Source organism: Mesorhizobium sp. M1143 (genome assembly GCF_040318435.1).
Lineage (GTDB): Bacteria > Pseudomonadota > Alphaproteobacteria > Rhizobiales > Rhizobiaceae > Mesorhizobium.
Genome location: NZ_JAMYMJ010000023.1, coordinates 59,497 through 85,618 on the forward strand (window position 1 = coordinate 59,497; position 26,122 = coordinate 85,618).

24 protein-coding genes and 1 pseudogene are annotated in these 26,122 nt (G+C 63.0%); 10 read left to right on the forward strand and 15 right to left on the reverse strand.

Translation table 11 applies throughout. The features are described 5' to 3' along the window. Positions 1-93: 93 nt before the first annotated feature. From sufA to NKH35_RS17300, 9 genes are all read right to left on the reverse strand, one after another. Complete coding sequence (gene sufA, locus NKH35_RS17260) at positions 94-474, reverse strand: Fe-S cluster assembly scaffold SufA (protein ID WP_013532156.1); 381 nt, start codon at positions 472-474, stop codon at positions 94-96. A gap of 105 nt (positions 475-579) precedes the next feature. Then, positions 580-966, reverse strand: coding sequence for an SUF system Fe-S cluster assembly protein (locus NKH35_RS17265; RefSeq protein ID WP_023684865.1), 387 nt, complete (start codon positions 964-966; stop codon positions 580-582). A 21-nt stretch (positions 967-987) separates the two neighbouring features. After that, positions 988-2,229: a cysteine desulfurase gene (locus NKH35_RS17270; RefSeq protein ID WP_023684864.1), complete on the reverse strand. Its 1,242-nt coding sequence runs from the start codon at positions 2,227-2,229 to the stop codon at positions 988-990. 132 nt (positions 2,230-2,361) lie between these two features. After that, entirely contained in the window at positions 2,362-3,630 is a 1,269-nt protein-coding gene (gene sufD, locus NKH35_RS17275; RefSeq protein WP_023684863.1) for a Fe-S cluster assembly protein SufD, read from the reverse strand. A 43-nt stretch (positions 3,631-3,673) separates the two neighbouring features. Beyond that, positions 3,674-4,429 (reverse strand): Fe-S cluster assembly ATPase SufC, encoded by a 756-nt coding sequence (gene sufC, locus NKH35_RS17280; protein ID WP_023684862.1) that lies wholly within the window; start codon positions 4,427-4,429, stop codon positions 3,674-3,676. After that, complete coding sequence (locus NKH35_RS17285; protein WP_155929798.1) at positions 4,422-4,709, reverse strand: hypothetical protein; 288 nt, start codon at positions 4,707-4,709, stop codon at positions 4,422-4,424. The genes sufC and NKH35_RS17285 overlap by 8 nt, the downstream gene beginning before the upstream one ends. 4 nt (positions 4,710-4,713) lie before the next feature. Then, positions 4,714-4,878 carry a hypothetical protein gene (locus tag NKH35_RS17290; protein ID WP_156033695.1) on the reverse strand — a complete coding sequence of 55 codons (165 nt, stop codon included), beginning with the start codon at positions 4,876-4,878 and terminating at the stop codon, positions 4,714-4,716. Positions 4,879-5,184: 306 nt separating this feature from the next. After that, positions 5,185-6,702 carry a Fe-S cluster assembly protein SufB gene (gene sufB, locus NKH35_RS17295; RefSeq protein WP_023706434.1) on the reverse strand — a complete coding sequence of 506 codons (1,518 nt, stop codon included), beginning with the start codon at positions 6,700-6,702 and terminating at the stop codon, positions 5,185-5,187. A 187-nt stretch (positions 6,703-6,889) separates the two neighbouring features. Beyond that, a complete protein-coding gene (locus tag NKH35_RS17300) occupies positions 6,890-8,053 on the reverse strand; it encodes a cysteine desulfurase family protein (RefSeq protein WP_023754370.1) in 1,164 nt (387 codons plus the stop codon). A 255-nt stretch (positions 8,054-8,308) separates the two neighbouring features. Here NKH35_RS17300 and NKH35_RS17305 point away from each other — a divergent pair, with 255 nt between their 5' ends. Both NKH35_RS17305 and NKH35_RS17310 read left to right on the forward strand, forming a co-directional pair. Then, entirely contained in the window at positions 8,309-8,983 is a 675-nt protein-coding gene (locus NKH35_RS17305; protein WP_023669128.1) for an alpha/beta hydrolase, read from the forward strand. 212 nt (positions 8,984-9,195) lie between these two features. Next, entirely contained in the window at positions 9,196-9,843 is a 648-nt protein-coding gene (locus NKH35_RS17310) for an FMN-binding negative transcriptional regulator (protein WP_023690215.1), read from the forward strand. Between the two features lie 38 nt (positions 9,844-9,881). On the opposite strand, the gene NKH35_RS17315 is transcribed toward NKH35_RS17310, so the two are convergent. The 4 genes from NKH35_RS17315 to NKH35_RS17330 form a co-directional block, all read right to left on the reverse strand. Continuing rightward, positions 9,882-10,742 (reverse strand): phosphatase PAP2 family protein, encoded by an 861-nt coding sequence (locus tag NKH35_RS17315; protein ID WP_245263520.1) that lies wholly within the window; start codon positions 10,740-10,742, stop codon positions 9,882-9,884. Between the two features lie 66 nt (positions 10,743-10,808). After that, positions 10,809-12,452, reverse strand: coding sequence for an ArnT family glycosyltransferase (locus NKH35_RS17320; RefSeq protein ID WP_352915504.1), 1,644 nt, complete (start codon positions 12,450-12,452; stop codon positions 10,809-10,811). 58 nt (positions 12,453-12,510) lie between these two features. Next, the gene (locus NKH35_RS17325; RefSeq protein WP_023669132.1) at positions 12,511-12,843 is read right to left on the reverse strand and encodes a lipid-A-disaccharide synthase N-terminal domain-containing protein; all 333 of its coding nucleotides are present in this window, start codon (positions 12,841-12,843) and stop codon (positions 12,511-12,513) included. Beyond that, complete coding sequence (locus NKH35_RS17330) at positions 12,836-13,570, reverse strand: glycosyltransferase family 2 protein (protein ID WP_023734516.1); 735 nt, start codon at positions 13,568-13,570, stop codon at positions 12,836-12,838. Before NKH35_RS17330 ends, NKH35_RS17325 begins: the two co-directional genes overlap by 8 nt. Before the next feature lie 254 nt (positions 13,571-13,824). On the opposite strand from NKH35_RS17330, the gene tyrS reads away from it, so the two are divergent. Beyond that, entirely contained in the window at positions 13,825-15,078 is a 1,254-nt protein-coding gene (gene tyrS / locus NKH35_RS17335; protein ID WP_352915507.1) for a tyrosine--tRNA ligase, read from the forward strand. Between the two features lie 17 nt (positions 15,079-15,095). On the opposite strand, the gene NKH35_RS17340 is transcribed toward tyrS, so the two are convergent. Continuing rightward, the gene (locus NKH35_RS17340) at positions 15,096-18,482 is read right to left on the reverse strand and encodes a YhdP family protein (RefSeq protein WP_023734515.1); all 3,387 of its coding nucleotides are present in this window, start codon (positions 18,480-18,482) and stop codon (positions 15,096-15,098) included. Positions 18,483-18,666: 184 nt separating this feature from the next. Here NKH35_RS17340 and NKH35_RS17345 point away from each other — a divergent pair, with 184 nt between their 5' ends. The 3 genes and pseudogenes from NKH35_RS17345 to NKH35_RS17355 form a co-directional block, all read left to right on the forward strand. Next, entirely contained in the window at positions 18,667-19,134 is a 468-nt protein-coding gene (locus tag NKH35_RS17345) for a peroxiredoxin (protein WP_023697549.1), read from the forward strand. Between the two features lie 164 nt (positions 19,135-19,298). Continuing rightward, positions 19,299-20,582 carry a M23 family metallopeptidase gene (locus tag NKH35_RS17350; protein WP_023734514.1) on the forward strand — a complete coding sequence of 428 codons (1,284 nt, stop codon included), beginning with the start codon at positions 19,299-19,301 and terminating at the stop codon, positions 20,580-20,582. Positions 20,583-20,675: 93 nt separating this feature from the next. Then, positions 20,676-20,933, forward strand: a pseudogene (locus NKH35_RS17355) (ABC transporter permease); the annotation flags it as partial. A gap of 47 nt (positions 20,934-20,980) precedes the next feature. Here NKH35_RS17355 and NKH35_RS17360 read toward each other — a convergent pair. Continuing rightward, positions 20,981-22,162, reverse strand: coding sequence for a M24 family metallopeptidase (locus tag NKH35_RS17360; protein WP_352915511.1), 1,182 nt, complete (start codon positions 22,160-22,162; stop codon positions 20,981-20,983). Between the two features lie 209 nt (positions 22,163-22,371). Between NKH35_RS17360 and NKH35_RS17365 the strand changes: the two genes are divergently transcribed. From NKH35_RS17365 to NKH35_RS17380, 4 genes are all read left to right on the forward strand, one after another. After that, positions 22,372-23,538, forward strand: coding sequence for an ROK family transcriptional regulator (locus NKH35_RS17365; protein ID WP_023754365.1), 1,167 nt, complete (start codon positions 22,372-22,374; stop codon positions 23,536-23,538). After that, positions 23,535-24,299 (forward strand): ATP-binding cassette domain-containing protein, encoded by a 765-nt coding sequence (locus NKH35_RS17370; RefSeq protein WP_352518852.1) that lies wholly within the window; start codon positions 23,535-23,537, stop codon positions 24,297-24,299. Before NKH35_RS17365 ends, NKH35_RS17370 begins: the two co-directional genes overlap by 4 nt. A 41-nt stretch (positions 24,300-24,340) precedes the next feature. Continuing rightward, positions 24,341-25,381, forward strand: coding sequence for a sugar ABC transporter substrate-binding protein (locus tag NKH35_RS17375; protein WP_023684845.1), 1,041 nt, complete (start codon positions 24,341-24,343; stop codon positions 25,379-25,381). 160 nt (positions 25,382-25,541) lie between these two features. Beyond that, positions 25,542-26,122: ABC transporter permease (locus NKH35_RS17380; RefSeq protein ID WP_502906985.1), on the forward strand; the 581-nt coding region annotated here is incomplete at its 3' end.

The window sequence follows — 26,122 nt, forward strand, 5'->3', positions numbered from 1 at the left end:
CGGGCCGTTCGTCATTCGAAAAGCCAAGCAATTGGCTTTTCGCCCGCTGCGCGGACCATTCCTCACCTCCCCGTGAACGGGGCGAAGGAAAGATCAGGCGGAAGCGCGCGCTTCAGCCAGCGCCTTCAGGTCGGCGGGCTTCAGTTCGACGGATTCGCCGCAGCCGCAGGCCGAACTCTGGTTCGGGTTGTGGAAGGTGAAGCCGGTGCGCAGCGTGGTCTGCTCGAAATCCATCTCGGTGCCGAACAGGAAAAGGGCAGCCTCGGGCGCGACATAGACATGCGCGCCGTCGCGTTCGATATGGTCGTCCTTGGTATTGGGCTCGGTCACCAGGTCGACCGTGTATTCCATGCCGGCGCAGCCGCCCTTCTTGATGCCGAGGCGAATGCCATGCGCATTGTCGCGCGTGGCGACGATCTCGCGCACCCGGTCGGCGGCCTTTTCGGTCATCGTGATGACGGCGAAGCGTCCCATTCTTTTTCCTCTTCCATTCCATGCAGGTTCAAGGCCTGCCGAATGATTCCTCACCTAAAATGGTGAAGTTTTACCACTGGTGCAAGTGCACCAACCTCAGTCAACCTAGTACCAGCCCACCGCCACCTGCGCCTCTTCCGACATGCGGTCGGGCGACCAGGGCGGGTCGAAGGTCATGTTGACCTCGACACCGGAGACGCCTTCGACGGCGCCGACGGCGTTTTCCACCCAGCCTGGCATTTCGCCGGCCACCGGACAGCCGGGCGCGGTCAGCGTCATGTCGATCTTGACCGCGCGGTTGTCCTCGATGTCGATCTTGTAGATGAGGCCGAGCTCATAGATGTCGGCCGGTATTTCCGGGTCATAGACCGTCTTCAGCGCCGAGACGATGTCGTCGGTCAGCCGCGCCAGCTCGTCGGCGGGAATTGCCGAGGCGGAAACCACCGGATTGACGGCCGCTTCCGGCGCGGTGGTGTGGCTCGCATCATCCATGGTCGTCATCCAAAGAACCTGTCACCCGAAGAACTTGCGCGCTTTTTCCAGCGCATCGGCCAAAGCGTCGACTTCGGCCCTGGTATTATACATGCCGAACGATGCCCTGCATGTGGAGGTTACGCCAAAGCGTTTCAACAGCGGCTGGGCGCAATGGGTGCCCGCGCGGACGGCAACACCTTGCCTGTCTATCACCATCGACACGTCATGGGCATGAATGCCCTGCAATTCGAAGGAAATGATGGCGCCCTTGTCCGGCGCGTCGCCGAAGATGCGCAGCGAGTTGATGGCGCGCAGCCGTTCATGCGCATAGGTCTTGAGATCGGCCTCATGGGCGGCAATGCGCTCGCGGCCAACCTTTTCCATGTATTCCAATGCTGCACCCAGGCCAATCGCCTGCACGATCGGCGGCGTGCCGGCCTCGAAGCGGTGCGGCGGCTCGTTGTAGGTGACGATGTCTTCAGTCACCTCCTCGATCATTTCGCCGCCGCCCATGAAGGGGCGCATGCCCTGCAGAATGTCCTTCTTGCCGTAGAGCACGCCGATGCCGGAGGGCCCGTAGACCTTGTGGCCGGTGAAGACGAAGAAATCGCAATCGAGGTCCTGGACGTCGATCGGCATGTGCACGGCGCTCTGGCTGCCGTCGACAAGTACGGGAATTCCACGCGAATGCGCGATGCGCACGATCTCCTTGATCGGGGTTACCGTGCCCAGCGCGTTCGACATATGCGTGATGGCGACGAGCTTGGTCTTGTCGGTCAGCCGCTTTTCGAATTCCTCGATGTGGAAGATGCCGAGATCGTCGACCGGCACCCAGACCAGCTTGGCGCCCTGCCGCTCCCGGATGAAATGCCACGGCACGATGTTGGAGTGGTGCTCCATGATCGACAGCACGATCTCGTCGCCCGCGCCGATATTGGGCATGCCATAGCCGTAAGCCACGGTGTTGATCGCCGCGGTCGTGTTCGAGGTGAAGACGATGTTGTCGGTGCTTGGCGCATTGAGGAAACGGCGCACCGTCTCGCGTGCCTTCTCATAAGCGTCGGTTGCGGCATTCGACAGGAAATGCAGGCCGCGATGCACGTTGGCGTATTCCTGGGAATAGGCGTGCTGGATCGTATCCAGCACCACCTGCGGCTTCTGCGCCGAGGCGCCATTGTCGAGATAGACCAGCGGTTTGCCGTAGACTTCGCGCGACAGGATCGGGAAGTCGCGGCGGATCGCCTCGACGTCGTATGGGGTTGTTTCGATCTTCTGGTCCATTACAAGCTCTCTTGAGGCACCGCCTCACTTCGTCACGCACCCCTCACCCGACCGAGCTTCGCTCGGCCACCGCCCGGGGCGTGTCACTTGCCTCGCCCGTCCTTCGGACCCACAAGGGGAGAAGGGGAGGCGCTACCCATGCGCCACGAACCAGTCGTCCAGCCTTGTTTCCAGGGCCTCGACGATGGTTTCGTCGTCCAGTTCCTCGATCACTTCGGCGACGAACGCCTTGACCAGCAGGCCACGGGCGCTCTTCTCGTCGATGCCGCGAGCCATCAGGTAGAACAGATGGTTGTGGTCGATCTCGGTAACGGTCGCGCCGTGGCCGCAGATGACGTCGTCGGCGAAGATTTCCAGCTCCGGCTTGGTCGAGAACTCGCCATCATCCGACAAAAGCAGCGTGTTGCAGGCCATCTTGGCGTTGGTCTTCTGCGCGTATTGGTGGACGTTGATGCGGCCCTGGAAGACGCCGCGCGCCTTGCCGGTCACGACATTGCGGATCACTTCCGTCGATGTCGTATGCGGCACGGCATGGTCGAGCACCATGGTCACGTCGGTGTGGGTGTCGCCGGCGAGCAGGTTGATGCCGCGCAGTTTGAAGTCGGCGCCTTCGCCCGTGGTCTTCACCACGATCTCCTGGCGCACAAGCTTGCCGCCGGCATTCATGAAGAACAGCGTCAGCTTCGAATTCTTGCCGAGATGCGCCTTGAACTGCGCCAGATGGGTGGCCGTTTCCGGCTGTTCCTGGATGATCAGCCAGGTCACCTCGGCGCCCTCGCCCAACACCAGCTGGCTGACGGAGCTGGCCAGAGCCGCGCCCTCGCCCGCCTGACGCTCGACGATCGCAGCCTTGGCGCCGGCGCCGACACGCACGGGAAAGCGCACATGGGTCTGTCCGCCGGCTTGCAGGTTCTGCAATTCGATCGGCTTCTCCAGTGCTGCGCCATCGGCGATGTCGACGAAATAGCCGTCGGCGACGAAAGCAGTGTTCAGCGCGCCGATGGCGTCATCGCTGCCATAGGGGTCGAGGCCGGGCGCAATCGAGCCGTCGGTCAGCTTTTCCGACAGGCGCTGGACGGTCACGCCTTCGATGGCAGGGAATTTCGCACTCGAGACGCCGTTTAGAACTGCCAGCACGGCGGAACCTTCGACGATGGGCGCCAGCCCCTTAGCGGCGGCCGTCGGATCGAACGCCGGCACCGCAGTCAACAGCCGGCGCAGGTCAGTGTAATGCCAGGATTCGATGCGCCGCGTCGGCAGCCCGTGCTTGATTGCCTCAATGGCGTCGTCGCGCTTCAGCATCACCGCGCCGTCACCCGGCAGCAACGACAGACGCTCGCCAAAGGCGTCGATCAGCGCCGTTTCGGCCTGCGTGCGCTGGGGTTGTGTATGCATATTCATCAGTTTTGCCCCGCCTTTCAGCATAAAATGGCCTTCTGGCGTCTCACGCGGCTTCGCCGATCACGCCGGCATAGCCATTGGCTTCGAGATCGAGCGCCAGCGACTTGTCGCCGGACTTGATCACCTGGCCCTTGTATAGGACGTGCACGCTATCGGGCACGATGTGCTCGAGCAGGCGCTGGTAGTGGGTGATGACGATGATGGCACGGTCGGGCGAACGCAGCGCGTTGACGCCGTCCGAGACGATCTTCAGCGCATCGATGTCTAGGCCTGAATCGGTCTCGTCGAGCACGCAGAGCTTTGGCTCCAGCAGCTTCATCTGCAGGATCTCGGCCCGCTTCTTCTCGCCGCCGGAAAAGCCGACATTGAGCGGCCGCTTCAGCATCGCCATGTCCATCGAGAGCGAGGCTGCCGCCTCTTTCACCCGCTTCAAAAATTCCGGAATTTTTAGCGGCTCCTCGCCGCGCGCCTTGCGCTGCTCGTTCATCGCCACCTTCAGGAACTCCATGGTCGCGACACCAGGTATCTCCATCGGATACTGGAAGGCGAGGAAGATGCCCGCGGTGGCGCGCTCGGCCGGATCCATTTCGAGGATCGACTGGCCATTATAGAGGATATCGCCTTCGGTGACCTCATAGTCCTCGCGGCCGGCGAGGATATAGGACAGCGTCGATTTGCCCGAGCCGTTCGGGCCCATGATGGCGGCGACCTCGCCGTTTTTCACCGTCAGGTTCAGGCCGCGGATGATCTCGGTGCCGTCATCGACGATGCGGGCATGCAGGTTCTTGATCTCAAGCATTGTTCTTTTCTCTGAAATAATCGTCGTAGGTGACTGTGTAATCGGTGTGCCGGCGCTGCAGGGTTTTGAACCGCCAGAAGGACAGGCCGAACCCCACCGCGAAAACCGCAAGGCCGACCATCGGATGGACGAACGCCGCCAAAACGGCGCCTACCAGGGCCGAGGCTACTGCGGCCGCGGCGTATTTCATCGTGGCGATGTTGCCCTCGCGACGAACCGCCCACAGCCGCCGCCAGCGAACCGCAAACCAGATCTCGTCGCGAGACAGCGTCATGGTCATCTCTTCAGCCATCAACCAAGTGGCGCAGAAACGGCAGTATAATTGCCGAGACCAGCCCGGTCACGGCGCCCGCCGCCATCCGGCGCGGCGTCGACTGGATAGAGGGCGCGACAGCGCAGAGCGCGCCGCACACCAAAGCGTAAAAAACGATCGGAACCGTATCCATCATTTCAACTTCCTTTCAAACGTTCAGTTTCAATCCCATGCCTTGTGCACGGTCCTGAACGCTTGGCGGGTCGCTATCCTTCCAGTGTCCATCGCATTGCCTATCCGAGCGCCTACGCCCGGTTATTCTACATCTGCGTCAGGGCTTGCCAAAGTCCTCGCCAAAAGCCATCCGGCGAGTAGGCCGCGCCGAGCAGCACTATCCCTATCGCGCAAAACCAGAACGCAAGGCCCAGGCCCGCTTCCCAGTTATCCACTCGATCCCGCAGATAGACATGTTTTTCCACGGATTCGCGTTTGCGCGCCCTTGTCACCCCACGCTACCCTCAAGGCTGATGCCGATAAGCTTCTGCGCTTCGACCGCGAACTCCATCGGCAGCTGCTGGATAACATCCTTGACGAAGCCGTTGACGATCAGCGCGATCGCCTCTTCCTCGGGAATGCCGCGCTGCATGACGTAGAATTTCTGGTCCTCGGAAATCTTCGACGTCGTCGCTTCGTGCTCGAACTGCGCCGTCGAATTCTTGGCTTCCATGTAGGGCACGGTGTGGGCGCCGCACTGGTCGCCGATCAGGAGACTATCGCAATTGGTGAAATTGCGGGCGTTGGTCGCCTTGCGGTGCGCCGAGACCTGGCCGCGATAGGTGTTCTGCGAGAAGCCGGCGGCGATGCCCTTGGAGATGATGCGGCTCGACGTGTTCTTGCCGAGATGGATCATCTTGGTGCCGCTATCGACCTGCTGGTAGCCGTTCGACACAGCGATCGAATAGAACTCGCCGGAGGAATCGTCGCCGCGCAGGATGCAGCTCGGATATTTCCAGGTGATCGCCGAACCGGTCTCGACCTGCGTCCACGAGATCTTCGAACGGTGGCCGCGGCAGTCGCCGCGCTTGGTGACGAAATTGTAGATGCCGCCCTTGCCCTCGGCATCGCCGGGGTACCAGTTCTGCACCGTCGAATATTTGATCTCGGCATCGTCGAGCGCCACCAGTTCGACGACGGCGGCATGCAGCTGGTTCTCGTCGCGCTGCGGCGCCGTGCAGCCTTCGAGATAGGAGACGTAAGCCCCCTCCTCGGCGATGATCAGCGTGCGCTCGAACTGGCCGGTGTTCTTCTCGTTCATGCGGAAATAGGTCGACAGCTCCATCGGGCAGCGCACGCCCTTGGGCACGAAGACGAACGAGCCGTCGGTGAAGACAGCCGAATTCAGCGTGGCGTAGAAATTGTCGGATGTCGGCACGACCGAGCCGAGATATTTCTGCACCAGCTCCGGATGCTCGCGGATGGCCTCCGAGATCGAGCAGAAGATGACGCCGGCCTGCGCCAGTTCCTTCTTGAACGTGGTGACGACGGAAACGGAATCAAACACCGCGTCGACGGCGACACGGCCCGATTTGTAGACGTTGTCGCTGGGCTCCTCGAGATCGGAGACGTCGGTTTTCTGCACGCCGGCGAGGATTTCTTGTTCCCGCAGCGGAATGCCGAGCTTCTCGTAGACCTTCAACAGCTCGGGATCGACGTCGCTCAGCGAGGTCGGGCCGGGCGTGCTCTTGGGCGCCGCGTAGTAATAGAGGTCCTGAAAATCGATCTTCGGATAATGGACGCGCGCCCAGGTCGGCTCTTCCAGCGTCAGCCAGCGCCGATAGGCTTCCAGACGCCATTCCAGCATCCAGGACGGTTCATCCTTCTTGGCCGAGATGAAGCGAATAATGTCTTCGCTCAGGCCCTTGGGGGCCTTGTCCATCGCGATCTCTGTCTGGAATCCGTATTTGTACTGGTCGACGTCGATCTTTCGGACCCGATCGATCGTGTCCTGCACAGCAGGCATAAGCGTTCTCCATCCACGCCGGGGTCAAGGCCCGACAGTTTTCAAACTATGGCATCGCCGAGGGCTGCCCATGAGGCGCCGAAGGCGGCGTAAGTTTCATATAGTGCGTCTCGGCCGGGAATTCACCCGGCCACTTGCAAACGCACGGCTCTACCAGGCCGCGAGGCCTGAATTCTTTGTCGCCGCCTCAGGCGGCTTGTTCCCTGCCCGCCCGGCGCTGGGCAATACCGGCCAGCGCAGCACGGAACAGTTCGATATCCCCGGCACTCGTTGCGTGGCCGATGGACACGCGCAAAGCGCCCAGGCTGTCGCCGTAACCCATGGCTTTCAGCACATGGCTCGGCCCGACCTTGCCCGACGAACAGGCCGATCCCGCCGACAGCGCCACGCCAGCCAGATCGAACGCGATCTGCGCCGTCTCGGCCTTGATGCCGGGAATAGCGAAGAATGTCGTATTGGCAAGCCTTGGCGCGCCGGTTCCGAAGATTTCTGCGTCCGGCACCAGCGTTTTGAGTGTTTTCTCGACCTCGCCGCGGCGTTGCGCGATCGCTTCGACGTCTTTCAGTCCAGCCAAAGCCTGCCGCGCCGCGGCGCCAAAGCCGGCGATGGCCGCCAGGTTTTCGGTGCCGCCGCGATGGCCCTTTTCCTGGCCGCCGCCATTGATCAGCGGCTTCGGCATCATCAGATCGGCTGCCGCAACGACGGCGCCGACACCCTTGGGGCCGCCGATCTTGTGCGAAGACAGAATCAAATAGTCGGCGTAAGCCGCTGACATATCGATGGGACCACGGCCCGCAGCCTGCACCGCGTCGACCACCAGAATGCCGCCCGCCGCCTTGACGATTGCAGCGATTGCCTCGATCGGCTGGATGACGCCGGTCTCGTTGTTGGCGGCATGGATCGCGACCAACGGCAGGCCTTCGGCCTTGTCATGCGCGGCCAGAGCGGCTGTCAGCTGAGCGAGGTCGGCAATGCCATCGGCGTCGACGCCGATCCGCGAAACCTGTGTTGCCGGGAAGCGGCCGCCGTTCAACAGGCAAGGGTGGTCGGCCTCGCACACATAGAGCCGGCTCATGCGCACCGTGCCACGGCCCATCCGCCAATCCGGCGTCAGCAGCGTCGATGCGGCTTCCGTCGCGCCCGAGGTGAAGACGACATGCTCGGCCTTGGCGCCGACAAGTGCTGCCACATCGCGCCGGGCAGTGTCGATCAGGCGCCGCGCCGCGCGCCCCTCGGCATGCACCGACGACGGATTGGCGACGAGATCGAGCGCGGCAATCATCGCCTCGCGCGCCTCGGCAATGAGCGGCGCGCTGGCATTGTAGTCGAGATAGGCGCGTGCTGCGGCCATTTTCACCCAATCGATCCCATCAAGACCCTTTCCGCAAGGATAGCGCGTTATTTCCTTGAAATTGCAAGGCAAGACGTCCTATTTACGCGGCTTGCGGCGAGGATGGCCGGGCCGTCACGGCTGGCTATCCAGTTTTGAACAATTCTAAACTAGCTTCTAAGAAGACGCTTGCCCTGCGTCAAGGCCCGGAAGGGCTGGGGCTGGAGTAAGAATTGTTCCGGGCGCCGCGCATTCGTATGCCATTTGGAGTATTTCATGCCTGAGGTCATTTTCACCGGTCCGGCCGGCCGCCTGGAGGGCCGCTACCAGCCTTCCAAGGAGAAGAGCGCGCCGATTGCCATCGTGTTGCATCCGCATCCGCAATTCGGCGGCACGATGAACAACAAGATCGTCTATGACCTCTTCTACATGTTCCAGAAGCGCGATTTCACCACGCTTCGCTTCAACTTCCGCGGCATCGGCCGCAGCCAGGGCGAATTCGACCACGGCACCGGCGAATTGTCGGATGCCGCCGCAGCGCTCGACTGGGTGCAGTCGCTGCATCCGGATTCCAAGAGCTGCTGGGTGGCCGGTTATTCCTTCGGCTCCTGGATCGGCATGCAGCTTCTGATGCGCCGGCCCGAGATCGAGGGCTTCATCTCGATCGCGCCGCAGCCCAACACCTATGATTTCTCGTTCCTGGCGCCCTGCCCGTCATCGGGTCTGATCATCCATGGCGATGCCGACAAGGTGGCGCCGCCCAAGGATGTGCAGGGCCTGGTCGACAAGCTGCACACGCAAAAGGGCATCACCATCACGCAGAAGACCTTGCCAGGCGCCAACCACTTCTTCGCCAACGACGCCGATCTGCTGCTCGAGGAATGCGCCGACTATCTCGACCGACGGCTGGCCGGCGAATTGTCCGATCCGCGGCCGAAGCGGCTGCGCTAAGAGCAATTCCAGGAAAAGTGTAAACGGGTTTTCCGTCCGGAATTGCGTCAAAACAAAAACTCCCGGTCCGATGCCGTCACAGTCGTGCCCATCATGGGCGCGAAAATGCCATTTCGGCTGATCCAAACGGTGAAGCCAGCCTGACATGTGGCGCGGCTCGGCTGAACGGTGCACAATGCCGGTTCAGCCAGTGCAAGAAGGCATGACCGATCATGTACCAGCCTCCCCATTTCCAGGAAACGCGGCCGGACGTCCTGCACGGGCTGATCCGGACGCATCCGCTGGGGTTGCTGATCTCCAACGGCACCGATGGCCCGGTCGCCAATGCCATTCCCTTCCTGCTTGATGCAGAGGTTGGGCCGAATGGCCGGCTGCGCGCCCATCTGGCCAGGGCCAACCCGCAATGGCGTCAGCTGGCCGACAATCCGACATCGCCGGTGCTGGTCGTCTTCCAGGGCGCCGACGCCTACGTGACGCCGTCCTGGTACGAGACCAAGCGCGAGACCGGCAAGGTCGTGCCGACCTGGAACTACGCCATTGTCCAGGTGCGAGGAACCGTCAGAGTGATCGAGGATTCCGCCTGGATCGCACAGCAGATCACCGAGCTGACGCTGTCGCAGGAAGGCGCCCGCGAGGCACCCTGGGCGGTGACCGATGCGCCGCCGACCTTCATCCAGTCGCAAATCAAGGGCATTGTCGGGCTTGAGATCGAGATCGCCGAAATCAGCGGCAAGTGGAAAGTCAGCCAGAACCGGCCTGTCGCCGACCGCGTCGGTGTCGCCGAAGGGCTGGAGAAGGAAGCCGCCAGCGCGCCTGACATGGCTCGGCTGGTGCGGAGCTGGGGTGGCATCGACAGCTAGCTGGGGTGGTCTTAGATGGTTCCAAAGGCGTCAGCAATTCAGTTGCTTGCCGGCGCTGCTCCAATGCCGAAATTCGTCTGTCTCGGCGCATCGTTTTGGTTTGGTTTGCGAGCCCGACGGAATAGGCGGAACGTAGTTTTTGCCACCGGCAACCCCGACGCCGTGTAGCGGAAGATACATCCCAGCCGGCCAAGCACCATCGCGCAGACGATGGCAACAGCACAGCCAAGGCCGAAGCCGGCGACAGTGTCGCTCGGATAGTGCGCGCCGATAAAGATCCGGGTCGATGCGACCGACAAGGTTGCAGCCAGCAGCACCCATCTGCGCTGGGGCAACAACAGCAGTGCAATGCCGAAAATGACGCCCATGGTCGTGGCATGGCCGGACGGGAAGCTGGCAAAGCGCGCCTCCAAGGAAAAAGGATGCAGCGACAGATCGCCGAGCTTGTCGAAATTCATCGGCCTGGCTCTGCCCACGCCATATTTCAGCACGTTGACGACCATGGCCGAGAGTGCGATCGAACCCAGCACCATGAAGGCAAAGCAGGTCCAGTTGTAGAAGGTCATCCGCGCGCGCCGGGAAAGGCTGCGCCAATCCGTCAGATTCGCGGCAATCAGCACCAGTACCGACGGGACAAGATACCAGCCGCCTAGGCCGAAGAAGGTAAAAAACTCGGCGATGCGGAAGATATTGGTCGAGCCTGAAGCCCACTCCCTCGCCATGGTCCCTGCAAGATGGTCGAAACGGAGCGACACCGCGATCGTCAGCAAAAGCCAGGCCACAACCCAGACCGACCACAGGATTTTCGGGTGGCGCGCCGGGCGCGTCGCCAGGCGATGCCGTACAATCCCGAAAGTATCGCGGAAATTATCGACAGACTGCCGGAGCATGGCAGGCATAGCGGCACGCGCCGGTGATGGCGACTTCGTCAACATGCGGAGCTCGAAGCGATCATCGAAGAGGTATCAGTTCGCCACACGGTACAGGCCGAGCGACAATTTATCACCTGACGAATAGTTGATGCCGTCGATCTCGGCGACGCGGCTGGCCTTCTTGCCTTGCCCTGCCAGAAGGTCATCCAGCCGTTTTTGATCGCCGACCGGCGCCAGGCCCAGCGCGCAGGCCGGATCGTCAAGCAGATGTTGCGCAACCCCGTCGACATCGGTCAGTACCGTCTTTGTGCCCACCAGAAATACCAGGCTCGGTTCGTGATATTGCGCGGAGGCGAGCACGCTCATCTCACAGGGACGATCGGCGCGAACCGCAGCCTCGATTTCCCGGCTCATCCAAATCGGTTTCAGTGACGGCACGATGACACCGAACAGCAGGGCGTAGGTTATACCGGCGCAAACCGCAGCCCCGCCGATGCGGACCAGCGGCACCAGCATCTGGCGCGAAACAGCGAGGTAGCCGGCGCCCAATGCTGCCGCGGCGGCCGGAACGCTCCACCATGAAAATGTCTTCATGAGATAGATCGGCGCACCGACGCAAAGCACGGCGAGACCGACTGTCACCAGAACGGTGCCGAATGCGGTCGCCCACCACAGCCATGTCTGCCAGCGCCTGAGCGGCGCATTTGCCTCTTGCGGTGTCAGCGTCAAGAGCCAGCCGATGAGCAGGGCCATGCCGGGATAGGCCGGCAGCACATAATGCGGCAGTTTCGTCGGGATCAATTCGAAGACGAGCCAGAACGGAACGTACCAGGCGATGCAGAAACGCAGGCGCGGATCGTCGCGCAATCGGTTGAGCGCCTGCAGTCCGGCGCCGAGCGCCATAAGGCCGAACGGCCACATGAACAGGCAATAGGTCAGCACGTAGAAGCCCGGCGGAACGCCGTGCGACTCCTCGCCTTGCGCGACCTTGCCGAGCATATCCTTGCCGACGGCCTGCTGCAGGAAGGCGCCGTTGCTCTTCCAGGTGATGAGGGCGAGCCAGGGCAGCACGATCAACAGCACCAGAATCAGCCCACGCCCGGCTTTCAGCCTCGCCAGCCAGCGCCAGTCGCGCTCGAAGGCAACCAGCGTGAGCACCGTCAGCGCCGACAGCAGCGGTGCAATCGGCCCCTTGATGAGGATCGCCGCGCCCTGCGCAGCCCAGAAAATCCACGGCAGATGGCCGGCGACCGGCTCGTTGCGGCGCGATGCCAGATAAATCTGCGCCAGCGCGCCTTGCGCCAGAACGCAGCAGGCAAGCAGCATCGCGTCGGTCTTGGCGTCGCGGCCTTCGAAGGCGGTGGCGAAAATCGCCGCCATGACCAGGCCGGCGGCAAGACCGGCATTGGCGCCGAACAGATTGGCCCCGGTCCAGGCGATTGCGACGACGGCGATGGCGATGCCCAGCGCCGAGATCAGCCGGTAAATCCAGATCGGCGCCTGTGCCCCCTCGCCGCTCAGCGTCACCGCCGCCGATTGCAGCCAGTAGATGCCGATCGGCTTTTGGTAGCGCGACGCATCCTGGAAGCGGATGTCGACATAGTCGCCGGTCTCCGTCATCTGCTTGGTCGCCTGGACGAAGCGCGGCTCGTCGCGGTCGAGCGGCGGCAAAGAGGCCAGTCCCGACGCCGTCATCACCAGGCTGAACAGGAAGAGAAAGATGTAGTTCCTGCTCATTTCGACACCGGACAGACTGGTCAACACCGGACAGACTGGATTTGGCGGGACTGGTGGCTCAGTCGACCTTGGTCATCGCCGCCTTGCGCTCATTGGCGATGAGCCATAAATTTCTGACATAGATCACCATGCCCATGGCCTGGCCGGCGATGAACACCGGATCCTCACGCTGGATGGCGTAGACGAGCAGCAGCCCGCCGCCGAACAGCGAGAAGAACCAGAAAGCGATCGGCACGACGCTGCGCTTGGCCTTTTCCGAAGCGATCCACTGCACCAGGAAGCGCATGGTGAAGAAGAACTGGGCAACGAAGCCGAGCAGAACCCAGGCGTCGAACTGCTTGACGAAAACCTGGTGCAGCCAGGTCGCCAATTCCTGAAACACGTTAGCCATGCGTGATTTCCTCTACCTTTGGCATTCTGCGGCGCCGGCGCCGAAGCCACCAGACGCCGGCGAGATCGAGCGCGCCCTGCAGGCCGCGATCGAAGATGCCGTAATTCGACTTGCCGTGGCGGCGCGAGCGGTCGACGACGTCGCAATGGACGACGCGGTAGCCTTCCTGGATGACCAGGGCCGGAACGAAACGATGCGTGCCGTCGAAGAAGGGCAGTTTGCGCAGGATATCGGTGTGGATCGCCTTCAGGCCGCAGCCGGTGTCGCGGGTGTCGTCATGCAGGATCGCGCCGCGCAGCCAGTTGGCGAAACGCGATGCCAATTGCTTGATCTTGCTGTCGCGGCGCTTCAACCGCTGCCCCTGCGCGGCGCCGAAATCGGGCCCTGCCTGACGCAGCGCATCGACCAGCACGGGGATATATTGCGGGTCGTTCTGGCCGTCGCCGTCGATGGTGGCGATTATCGAGCCGCGCGCCGCCCAGGCGCCCGAGCGCACCGAAAGCGACTGGCCGGCGGATTTTTCGTGCCGAAGCTGCCGAAGCGGAAACGGACGTTTGGCGGCTTCAGCGGCAAGCACCGAAGCGGTGTCGTCAGTCGAACCGTCATTGACAACGATGATTTCGAAGTCGCGCCCGGTCATCGCCGCCTCGATCTCGTCGATCAGCAGCGGCAGGTTCGCCGCCTCGTTGCGGCAGGGAATGACGATGGATATTAATGCGTCCGGCATATCGCGTCGGGCTCTGTCACAAGATATGGCATTCGGTGGATGCCGTGCGGTGCCGTTCCAGCGGATCGAACCCGTTGGCGCGGCGCCTCATTACGCCAGCCGACAGGATGAAGCAAGCATGCGCGGCAGTGCAGAATAGGCTGTCCATGCCGGCGCAAAATCGGAAACCACTTTTGCTTGACGCGCTTGGATGCTAAACGCCCGCGTTCAGGCCATGCCGGGCCGTTCGGACCCGGCGCTTTCAGGAAGAAACAATGCCCGCCTTCAAGTCCGATTTCCTGCGCGTCATGAGCGAGCGCGGCTTCATCCACCAGATTTCGGATGAGACCGGGCTGGATCAACTTTTCGCGAAGGAAACCGTGACCGCCTATGTCGGCTACGACGCCACGGCGACCAGCCTGCACATCGGCAATCTGATATCGGCGACCATGCTCTACTGGATGCAGGAGACCGGCCACCGGCCGATCGCACTGATGGGCGGCGGCACCTCGATGATCGGCGACCCGTCCTTCCGTGACGACCAGCGCAGCCTTTTGACGCCCGAGGCGATCGCCACCAACATCGAGGGCATCAAGCGAATTTTTGGCCGCATCCTGCGCTTCGGCGACACTGGCAACGACGCCATCATGGTCAACAATGCCGACTGGCTGATGAAGCTCAACTATGTCGAGTTCCTGCGCGATGTCGGCCGCCACTTTTCGGTCAACCGGATGCTGACCTTCGACAGCGTCAGGCTGCGGCTCGAGCGCGAACAGTCGCTGTCCTTCCTCGAATTCAACTACATGATCCTGCAAGGCTATGATTTCGTCGAGCTCAGCCGCCGCCACGACTGCCGGCTGCAGATGGGCGGTTCGGACCAGTGGGGCAACATCATCAACGGCGTCGATCTCGGCCACCGCATGGGCACGCCGCAGCTTTATGCGCTGACCACGCCGCTGCTAACGACATCGTCGGGCGCCAAGATGGGCAAATCGGCCAAGGGCGCGGTGTGGCTGAACGGCGACCTCTTCTCGCCCTATGATTTCTGGCAATACTGGCGCAACACCGAGGATGCCGACGTCGAGCGCTTCCTGAAGATCTTCACCCGGCTGCCGCTTTCGGAGATCGCGCGGTTGGCCGCCCTTGGCGGCTCGGAGATCAACGAGGCCAAGAAGGTGCTGGCCACCGAAACCACGGCCATCGTGCACGGCCGCGAGGCGGCGCAACAAGCCGAGGAGACCGCGCGCAAGACCTTCGAGGAAGGCGTGACAGCCGAAACGCTGCCGACCGGGGAAGTGGACGGCGCCGCGCTGGAAGCCGGCATCGGCATCCTGTCGCTGCTGGTCAGCGGGGGCCTTGCCGGGTCCAACGGCGAGGCAAGGCGTCACATACAGGGTGGCGCCGTGCGCCTCAACGACCAGCCGGTGGCGGACGACCGGCGGATGGTGACGCCTCAGGATTTGAGTCCGGAAAACGTCGCAAAGCTTTCAGTGGGCAAGAAAAAGCACGTGCTTGTGCGGCCTGCCTGAGCCGTCTTCTGGGATCCTCAGCGATACTCGAAGATCGACCGGAAAATGCCCGGCGCGATTACCGATAGCGGGTTGATGTCCAGCACCGGCTTGTTGGCGTTGCCCTTAAGCCGGTAGGTGACGCCGATCAGGCCTCGGTCGCGGCCGTTGCCGAGCAGAACGCCGACCAACGGCAACTCGCCGAAGATGCGGTTGAGGCCATAGGCCGGCATGAAGGTTCCGGTCATGTCCATATTGTTGTTCTGGTCGTAGAGCGTGCCTTGGAAGGTGGTGCCGATGCGCGGGCCGCGCAGCACGCCATTCGCCAATTTCAAATAGCCCGACCCCTTGTCGATCTCGGTAAAGCCGCGCTCGAATTTTACCCGCGAGGTGTCGATCTTGCCCTTGACCGCTTCGTTCAGGCTGCGGCTGTCGCCGGTTGGCGTGGTCGATACGATCGACGCAAGCTTCGGTTCATTGACGATGAAGAAGTTGCTCGAATCGACCTGGCCCCGCATCGGGCCGTCGGCTGCGCCGCTGAGCGCCAGCGTGATCGATCCGCCTTCCATATGCTCGTAGATGTTGAGGAAGCGCAATATGGCGCCTGCGTCGGCCGACTTCATGGTGAGCGCGCGAGCACCATTGCCTGCCGTATTGCTGATGGTGATGGCGGCGCCGGAACTTGCCGCGGCGCTGACCTTGAGCCTGTTCACCCTGGAGCCGGCGGCACTGTAGTCGAGCTTCAAATTGGACAGGACCTCGTCATGGAACCCGGTTAGCGAATTGACGTCGGCGCTGACCGAAACCGCGTCCGTGCCGGTGGTTTTGGTGGCGGTATCGACATCGGAGGTGAACTGCTTGATCAGCGAGCGGGCATCGAGCGCGTTGCCGCTGACATCGACGGCAAAGCCCTTGCCCGACCGCTTCACCGTCACGGCGACATCGTCGCCACGGTTCAAGGCGACCTTGCTGAAGCGGGCCGAAGACAGCGCGCCCTTGACCAGGACGACATCGCCTTCGACCGAAAAGCTCTTTCCGTCGAGGTCGAAGTCGGACAGCGTCGTGGTATCGCCGGACTTGCTCATGGTAAAAGTGGCATTGGCGGGAATGCCCGGCCCCTTGCTCCAGCCTGCCCAGGGAATGTCCAGCCTGGCGCTCGTCAGGTCGACGTCGACGTTCTGGCTGCCGCCTTCGCCGCTCTTGTCGATTGCCACCTTGATGGTGCCGGAAATCAGCGGCGACAGGCCAGGCATGGCGATGGCGCGCGTCTTGTCGTCGAGCACAAGCGCCACCTTGCGGCTGCGCGGCGGGCCGCCATCCCTGAGCGGCTCGACCAGATCGAGCTCGGCTGGAATGCCGTTCAGCCGCGCCTTGGCAGAGATCACCGCCTTGTCAGGCCCGACTTCGATCGAACCGTCGGCATCGGTCACCATCTGGCCTTCGAATGGCTTGGCGAGCGACAGGTCCTTGTAGTCGAGCGATACCAGCCAATCGAGCTTCGACGTGTCGACGCCGGATTGCAACGGAATGTCGGCCTTGACGTGGCCGGTCACCGTGCCCGACAGGTCGTCCGGCAAGATGCCGACATGGCGCATGGCGTTGATCGGTTCGTAGGAGGCAAGTTCGGCGATGGCCGGCGCCTCACCGGCGACGTCGATGTCGAGCGCGCCGATCACCGGCGGGTGGTTTGCCGCCTTTACCGACAGTGTGCCATTGCTTGCCGCCACGGTGCGGCCGCTCGGCATATAGACGCTGCCCGAGGACAGCGCGACGTCGACATCGTTGCCGTGGAAGGAAACGACGCCGACGGCATCGCGTATCGGCGGGATGCGGCCGGCGGTGTCGAAACGCGAGCCCTCGACCTGGAAGCGGCCGAACACCTCGTCGGCCGAAAGCGGCACGCCGTTGCCGAGACGTCCTGGCACGACCTGGAACTGCAGGCTGGCATCGACGACGCGGCCGCCAAACAGGTTCTGCAGCACCCACAGCCGCGCGTTCTTGGCGGAGAACCAGGGCCACAATTGCTTGACGTGCGAGACCGCCATGTCGTGGACGTTGAGCGACACCGAGATACCCGGCGGTCCGTTGTCGATGAAGGAAACCGCAGCGGTTCCCAGCACTTCGCTCCCCGATCCCGACCTGATGCCGATCTGGTCGGCGACAAGCTTGCGGCTCTTGATCTGATAGACGCCGGCGATGCGGGCGAAGAAATTCAGCGCCGGCTCGGGCGATTCCGAAGGCGCCAGCGTCGAGCCGTCGCTGGTCAGGTCGTAACGATAGGAAGGCTCCTCGCCGGCCGCGCCGGTCGACGGCTTTGGCCCGATCGAGCCGGCGAAATTGAACGCCGAGCGCCCGGTCTTTAGAACCAGCCTGCCGACATCGATCTTGTTGGAGCCGGAGACAAGGGCGGCGTCGACATCGACATCGGCCGGCAACAGCCCGCGTGTGCCGAGGTCGAGCACCGAGCCGGTTAGCGACAGCGAGCCCGTCAGCCGCGAATCGGTCTCGCCCGAGCCTTCGGATCCGGTGAGCTTCAAAGCAATCGCGCCGGTTCGCCCGCCGGCCGCCGGCGTTGTCTCCGCGACATCCGCCATGTCGATGGCGGCGTTCAAGGCGGTGACGCGCATCGAGCTCGTATCGCGGGTGGCGGTGGCCGTGACGGTGAGCGCGCGGCCATCGACATCCGCCTCGGACGAGAACTCCACGCTGCCGGGGCCCGACTGCAGCACCGTCGCGTTGGCGATCATGACCAGCTTGACCGATCCGGCCTCGGGCAGCTCGAATGCGACATTTTTGAGATCGATGCGGCGCATCGAATCCTCGCGCACGGCATCGAGTGCACGATTGACGTCACTGAAGACGGCGGCGGCCAGTTTTTCCGGATCGATGAGACCGTCTTGATTGCGCAGGCGCGCTGTCCAGTCACCACCCGACGGCATTGCCGCGGTGACGATATGGGCGTCGGAAATCCTGGCGCTGGTCAGCCGAACCTCGCCCGAAAGCAGCGGGATCAGCCGGATGCCGAAGCGGACGCGCCCGGCATCGGCCATCGGCTTGCCGTCGGCCGTCTCGACGCTGACATCCTTGACCTGCAGCGCAATGAAGCTCGATCCGTCAAGTGTCAGGCTGGCAGGACCGACGGCGACTTTGACGTCGAAACCGGCCAGTTTCTCGATCGCCGTTTCGGCTTCCAACCGCAGCCGTTCGTTGCCGATGCCGGTGGCGCCGATGACGTAGACGGCGGCCGCTGCCAGCAGCACAAGGGCTCCAATGCCGGCAAACAGCCGGGCAAGGATGCGAAAGCCGCGGCCGATCCGTGCCTTGCCGAGCGGCGGCACGCGGCAAGCGGACGGGAAAGCCCCCAGGTCGGTGATCTCGTCACGCCTGAACCGGATTTTCTCGTGCTGCGGTTCTTCCTGATCCACGCAATTTTCCGTTGTGCGAATTCGATCGTGGACGAATCCCCGCCCGACACTATAACGACGCAGGCTAGAGCATGATGCCGAAAAGTGTGAGGCGGTTTTCTCGGACAAACGGTTTCCGTTTGTCCAGACATCATGCTCTATCTCTTTGATTTAGGGCCGCGTAACCTCAAACAAGGGCATCGATATGGCTGATCTCGACGTTGGCGACGTTGCGCCGCAATTCGATCTTCCGCGCGACGGCGGCGGCTCACTCAGCCTTGCCTCGATGCGGGGGAAGCCCGTTGTACTTTATTTCTATCCGCAGGACGACACCACAAGTTGTACCAATGAGGCCATCAGCTTTTCGCAGCTGAAGCCGGAGTTCGAAAAGGCCGGCGCCGTGGTGATCGGCCTGTCGCCGGACAGCGTGAAGAAGCACGACAAGTTCAAAACCAAATACGACCTCACCGTCGACCTGGTTGCCGACGAGGAGCGCAAGGTGATCGAGGCCTACAATCTGTGGGTCGAGAAGACGATGTATGGCCGCAACTATATGGGCGTCGAGCGGGCGACGTTCCTGATCGGCAAGGACGGGCGGATCGCCGGGATCTGGCGCAAGGTCCGGGTGAAAGGCCATGCCGAAGCAGTGCTGGAGGCGGTCCGCGCGCTCTGAGGCGCCACCGATCTGGCCAACGCCGCGCAGTGCATTAGGGGCATAAGACATATATGCGGTTGGCTGACACCGTTGGTCACTAGCGCGCCCGCGACGGCAAAACTTTGTTAACCCTAATAATGTGTAATCGGGCTTCGTTGGTGTCGTAACGAAAGCTTGGTCCCGTGAACCTAACCGGTCAGTCAGCGGTCTTCGGCAGGCGCAAGGAGCCGCATACGGTTATCATTGCGCGGGGCAATGAAATACGGCATTTCACCATCCGGCCGTGGCTCGTCGCCTTTCTCGGCTCGGCACTGGCGGCGATCGCCATCGGCTATCTCTTGGCGACCTCCTATCTCGTACTGCGCGACGATCTGATCGGCGCCACCACGGCCCGGCAGGCGCGCATGCAGCAGGCCTATGAAGATCGCATTTCCGCATTGCGCGCGCAGGTCGACCGCATCACCAGCCGCCAGCTTCTCGACCAAAAACTGATGGAAACCAAGGTCAGCGAATTGATCGAGCGGCAGAGCCAGCTCAGCCAGCGCCATGGCCGCCTCGGCCCGATTCTCGAGCGGGCCGAAAACGAAGTCGGGACGCTGCCAACCGCTGATGCCGCAGCGACAACAAAACCCGACGAACATGCCGAACTGACTGGCGGCGAGCCACTCGCCTATTCGGTCGCCAGCCTCGGTTCGGGCGACACCAGGCCATTCTCGCTGTGGTCGACACGCTCCGACCCGCTGCCCAGCGAAACGGCTGCGGACCGCGCCGACAAATTGTTCGTCTCGATCAATGATTCACTGAAGGCTATCGAAAGCCAGCAACTCACCCGCATCGAGACCCTGGCCGACAATGCCTACAAGAACGCCGACGCCATCACCCAGGCGCTCCAGGCGGCCGGCCTGCCGGTCGACAGCGATTTCGGCAAGAACGAAAGCGATGTCGGCGGGCCGCTGATCCCGCTTGACAGCTCGATGATGTTCGACAGCAAGGTCAAGGAACTGGACGAGGCGCTGGATACGCTCGACCAGTTGAAGAAGGAGGCGCGGCGGCTGCCGCTCGCCAACCCGGCGCCGGGCCACTCCGTCACCAGCCCGTTCGGCGTGCGCACCGACCCCATCCTCGGCACCGCTGCCCTGCATTCAGGCATGGATTTCCGCGCGCCGGTCGGCATGGCAGCCAAGGTCACGGCGGCCGGAATCGTTACCAAGGCCGGCTGGAACGGCGGCTATGGCCGCATGGTCGAGGTCGATCACGGCAACGGCTTTGCCACGCGCTACGGCCATCTGAGCGAGATCGACGTTGCCGTCGGCCAAAAACTCGCAGCCGGCGACATCATTGGCAAAACCGGCAGCAGCGGCCGTTCGACCGGCCCGCACCTGCACTACGAAGTCCGCCACAATGGCGAGGCCATCGACCCGCTGCGCTTCCTGACCGTCGGCAAGAAGGTCGAGCAGTATCTGTAGGGTCAAGCCAGGCGGCTGGTTGCACGCCCCCGCCTCCTTCACCCGTTGTACCATCCTGTTGTTTGGCAATCCGACATCGCGTGCTCCGGCGTCACGTTCTGGAGCCTGCGGCTGCCGCGCGCTTTGCCGATGCTGTTCTCATCGCTGAGGATTGCCTCGGCCACCGCCGTGATCGGCGCCATTGTCGGCGAATGGATCGGCTCCGACCAAGGACTTGGCGCGCTGATCGTCCAGGCGTCCTTCAACTACCAGTCGGACCGCCTCTACGCGGCGATCGTGCTGTCATCGGGCCTGTCGATCGTCCTGTTTTGTCTTGTGGTGCTGATCGAGCGCCGGACGATCCAATATTGAGCAGATGCGTCAGGCGGGTCGCGGTGGCGTCCGTCGTGGCTGACCGGTCAGGATTTGACATGGATGTCTCGCGGGAATTTGGTCAGCGTCCCATGGCCGGTCTCGGTCACCAGAATGGTCTCGCTGATCTCGATGCCCCAGCCATCCATCCACATGCCAAGAATGGAGTGCACGACATTGCCGGGTTGCAGCGCGGTCTTGTCGCCGGGCCGCAGGCTGATCGTGTGCTCGCCCCAATCCGGGGGATAGGCGACGCCGATGGAATAGCCGATGCGCGATTCCTTCTTCAGCCCGTAGCGTTGGATAACCTTGCGCCAAGCGGCCTCGACCGCTTCGGCTGTGGTCCCCGGCCTGACCGCGTCGAGCACCGCATCCATGCCTTCGATCACCGCCTTTGCGGTGTCGGCGACACGGGCCGGCGTGTTGCCGAGCTGCATCGTTCGGGCGAGGCCTGCGGCATAGCGGCGGCAGACACCGGCAAGTTCGAGCGCGATCGTCTCGTCCTTGCCGAAGCGCCGATCGCTCCACATGATGTGCGGAGCCGATGCATTCTCGCCACCGAGGATTGTCGGCGGAAGCGCCGTGATGTCGCCGGCGAAGTCCGGACTGCCGGCAATCTGCGCCGCCTGGATCGCGGCAATCGCATCGCATTCGCGCACGCCTGGCGCGATGACTTCGAAGGCCCGCGCGACAGCTGCTTCAGCCAAGGTCGACGCCTTGCGCAGGTAGGCGATTTCCGGCGCGGATTTCACGGCGCGGATCCAGTTCACCAGGAGATCGGCGTCGTGCCATTTCGCATTGGGCAGGCCGGCGACCAGCCGGGCATGCGCCTTCGGCGAGAAATAATAGGCTTCGAGCTCGACGCCGATATGTCTCGCGCCCCAGCCCTTGGCGACGATCCAGGCCGCTATCCAGTCCATCGGATGGCGATCGGCGCGCTGGACATGGTCCTCGGGAAAACCAACCACATTCTCCGGCTTCATCCAGGCCGTCAGCAAGCCGCCTGCCGCATCCATGGCGCGGCCGATCCAGACCGGCTCGGCCTCGTCTTCGATCGGGACCAGCACGACCTGCGGCGTGTAGAACGACCAGCCGTCATAGCCGGTGATGTAATGCTGGTTGGCGACATCGTTGACGACCAGCAGTTCGAGCCCACGCGCCGCCATCTCGGCGCGGATCTTCTGGAGCCGCCGCTGGTACTCATCGCGCGCAAAAGGCAATTCGATCATCGGTTTTCCTGCTGGATTGTTGGCCGGCGAGCCCCGCGCCCGCCTGACGTCATTCACCATTGCGGTGGTTTCAGCCCGGCTGCAATCGGCCAGCGCGACGAATGGGACAGGTCCTGCACCGCGTTCGGAACCGTCACGAATTATTTTTGAATTCCATTTGACTGAATAAATTGCCTGTGCAAGTCTTGGCCTTCCTAAGGGGCGCGGACATGGCACTGCGGGGGACCAATCAGGAGTTCGGGCGGCCTTACAATCGGCGCATCGTGCTGGAGTCCATCCGCCTTCACGGTCCCATCGCTCGCGGCGACATTGCCAGCCGGGTCGGCCTCACCGTCCAGACCGTATCGACCATCGTTCGCGAACTCGAAGAGCATGGCTATGTGCTGTCGCTGCGCGAGGAGCCGCGCGGACGCGGGTTGCCGCCGGCGACGCTCAGGATCAACCCCGAGGGCGGCTATGCCGTGGGCGTCCACCTCACCCCGCTGGGGATCGACGCGGCGCTCATCAATCTCAGCGGCGATGTGATCGAGAGCATGCATCGCGAGGCGCCGCATGCAACGCCCGACCATGCCTTCGAGCTGATCGGCGCGATGGTGCCCGAGCTGACCGCGCTGCGGCCCGGCGGACGCGTGCTCGGCATCGGCATGGCGCTGCCTGGACCGTTCGGCGTGGAGTCGATGAGCTTCGTCGGCCCGACGACCATGGCCGGCTGGAAGGATGTCGCGCTGCCGGAACGGCTGGCCGCGTCGACCGGGCTGCCGGCCTTCTTCGAAACCGACATGGCCGCGGCGGCCATGGGCGAACGGCTTTACGGTCTCGGCTCCGGTTATTCCGAATACTACTACCTCTATTTCGGCGTCGGCCTCGGCGGCGTCATCGTGCATGACGGCGCGGTGATGCGCGGCGCCTGGGGCAATGCCGGCGAAATCGGACACATCCCTGCCGTTCCGGGCGGCGAGCCTTGCCCATGCGGCAACAGCGGCTGCCTCGAACGGTATCTCTCGCTCGAAGCACGTCGCCGCCGCAACATCAGCGACGCCGCCTGGGTGGCCGAGATCGTACCGATCTTCCGCAACGCCATCGTCACCATCGAGAATGTGTTCGACCCCGAAACCGTCATCCTCGGCGGGCTTGCCCCCACCGACCTGCTCGAAAAGCTGGTCGGCGCGGCGGGACAGCTTCCCAATTCGGTCTCGGCGCGGCGCGACCGCAAGACACCGCGCGTGACGGTGGCGACCGGCGGCAAGCATTCGGTGCTGCGCGGCGCTGCCGCATTGGCCGTTTCGGGCGTGCTGTCGCCGCGCTTCGGCCAGATGTTCATTGCCGAGCGCGAGCGCCGGCCAGACCTCATGCACAGCAAGGGAGTGGCGGCATGACCGAACCGCTGCTGGTACTCGAAAACGTCACCAAGAATTACGGCGCCATCCATGCGCTGAGGGGCATCAGCTTCTCGATCGGCAAGGGCGAAGTCGTGGCGCTGCTCGGTGACAACGGCGCCGGCAAGTCGACGCTGGTCAAGATCATTGCCGGCGGCCTCGAGCCGAGTTCCGGCCGCATGCTGTTCGAGGGCAAGGAGTTTCTGGCGAAGACGCCGGCCGAGGCCAAGGCTGCCGGCATCGAGACCGTCTACCAGGACCTGTCGCTCTGCACCAATGTCGACGTCGTCGCCAATTTCTTCATGGGCCGCGAAATCACCCGCAAGGTTCTCGGTGTCCCCATCCTCGACGAGCGCGCCATGGAGGCCGTGGTCGGCAAGGCGCTGGCAAGTGCCGGCACTCGCATCCCGTCGCTGCGCACCAATGTCGAGCATCTCTCGGGCGGCCAACGCCAGGCCATCGAGCTCAACCGCTTCGTGCACTGGGGCGGCAAGCTGGTGCTGCTTGACGAGCCGTTCGCGGCACTCGGCGTCGAGCAGACCAGGCGCGGTCTCGAGATGATCCGCCAGGTGGCCAACCAGGGCATCGGCGTCGTCATCATCACCCACATCATGCAACAGGCTTTCCAGGTCGCCGACCGGATCGTGGTGATCCGGCAAGGCGTCGTGGCCGGCGATGTCGCACGCAGCAAAACAAGTCCCGATGCGGTGATCAACATGATCACCGGTGAGACGCTTGCCGGTGCCGGACCGGCAGGTTGAGGGACAAAAGAGGGGTCCGGTATAAAAGAGGAGCGAACGACATGAAGCGAATACTGGTTCTTGTCTTCGGTATCCTGGCACTGGCTCTTGCCTCGCTCACGCCGGCAATGTCCCAGACCAAGGGCACCGTCTATTATATGGTCCCGACCCTGCTCGATGAATTCCAGACCGGCTCGGTGAGCGCGCTGGAGCTGTTCCTCAAGCAGGTCGGCTATGAGGTGAAAACACTCAACGCCGACAACAAGACCGACGCGCAGCAATCGCAGATGAACGACGTCATTGCGCTGAAGCCGGCGGCGATCATCCTGGCCGCCGTCGATTTCAACGCGCTGAAGCCGTCCATCGAAGCGGCGCGTGCGGCCGGCATCCCGGTGGTCGAGTTCGACCGCCAGATCACCTCGACCCCGTCCGATTTCACCTCGGTGGCGGGCACGGTCGAGATCGGCTACGTCGCCGCCGAGCAGGCGCAAAAGCTTCTGACCGCCAAGAACGGTTCTGTGAAGGGCAAGATCCTGCAGGTGCTCGGCGATCCCGGCGATCCCTACACGCTCGACATCCAGAAGGGTTTCGAGGAGAAGTTGAAGGCGTTTCCTGACGTCAAGATCATCTCGCTGCCGGCCATGCAATGGGAAGCCAGCAACGCCGGCACGATCGTTGCCGACCAGATGCTCGCCAACCCCGACATCGACCTGATCTTCAGCCATGCCGCGCACCTGTCGGTCGCAGCCGTCGCCTCGCTCGAGGCCGCCGGCAAGAAGCCGGGCGACGTCATGCTGATGAGCTCGAACGGCGCTCCGGTCGGTCTCGACCTGATCCGCAAGGGCTGGCTCAATGTCGAAGTCGAGCAGCCGCTCTACGCGCAGGCCGCGGCCGTAGCGATGTTCATGGACAAGATCGCCGGCAAGCAGGAAATCAAGCCTGGCGAGTATGACGTGCTCGGCTTGAAGTCGACCGTGACCAAGGAGAGCTGGGGCCCCAACATCAAGATCCCGGGCGCCGCCATCACCAAGGAAAACGTCGACAATCCGGCCTTCTGGGGCAACCAGAAGCCGCCGACGGACACGATCAAGTCTGTCGAATAGTCGCCTAGCGAAGCGCTCCGGGCCATTGCGGCCCGGAGCCTGCCCATTCACGACGCCGCGTCCCAGGACACCGTGGCGAACCTAAACCCGCGCCTGAACCCGACGAAATCGAGTTGATTTCTCAGCCTGATTTTCTCGGGGGCGCCAACCGGATCAGCCCATGAACCCGCGCAGCCGCAAAGCCCTGGAGTTCGTCCTCGACAACCTCGTCTGGTTCATGCTGATCTTTGTGCTGGTTGTCTTTTCCGTCTTCGTCCCCAACTACTTCCAGCTCGGCATCTTCGCCAACATCATCGAGGCCTCGAGCGTTCTCGGCGTGATGTCGATCGGCCTGTCGCTGGTCATCATTGCCGGCCATATGGACCTGTCGGTGGAATCGGTGGCCGCACTCAGCGCCATGGCGGTCGGCATCCTGTTCTGCTCATCGGGCATCGGCATGGGCATACAGCTCAATCCGCAATGGCTGATGGTTCCGGTTTCGCTGCTGGTTGCGCTGGCCGTCGGCGGCCTCATCGGCGCCTTCAACGGCTATCTCGTGGTCAAGGTGAAGATGAGCGCCTTTATCATTACGCTGGCGTCCTACATCTGGGTGCGCGGCCTGGTGCTGGTGATTTCCGGCGGCCGCTCGGCACAGGATCTGGCGCCGGGCCTCCCCCGGGTCGGCCTCCCCCCCCTGGCCGGCCCGCCGCTGTCCCGCCGGCTGGCCCGCGGGGGGTTCGGGCGGGTGTGGCTCGTCCTGGG